The sequence below is a fragment of the Achromobacter sp. SIMBA_011 genome (assembly GCF_046535435.1).
Classification (GTDB): domain Bacteria; phylum Pseudomonadota; class Gammaproteobacteria; order Burkholderiales; family Burkholderiaceae_B; genus Achromobacter; species Achromobacter dolens.
Genome location: NZ_JAWRWN010000279.1, coordinates 1 through 289, shown reverse-complemented (window position 1 = coordinate 289; position 289 = coordinate 1). Strand labels below are relative to the sequence as shown.

The 289-nt window shown below is 69.6% G+C and carries 1 protein-coding gene; it reads left to right on the top strand.

Annotated elements, in window-relative coordinates:
- Window positions 1-289: TolC family protein (locus tag SB816_RS30940; protein WP_410548112.1), on the top strand; the 289-nt coding region annotated here is incomplete at both ends.

The window sequence follows — 289 nt, the reverse complement described above, 5'->3', positions numbered from 1 at the left end:
CGAGGCGTCGCGCGCGCAGTACCAGATCACGCGCGCGGGGCTGTTCCCGACCCTCGACGGCACCGGCTCCGGCAACATCCAGCGCTATCCCGCGGGCGTGTCGACGACGCGCCAGCCGCTCATCACGCGCACCTACAGCGTCGGGCTTTCCGCGTCCTGGGAGCTCGACCTGTTCGGCCGCGTGCAGAGCCTGAAGGACCAGGCGCTCGCGCAGTACCTGTCGACCTCGTATGCACGGCAGGCCACCGAGATCTCGCTCGTGTCGCAGGTCGCGGACCAGTATCTGACG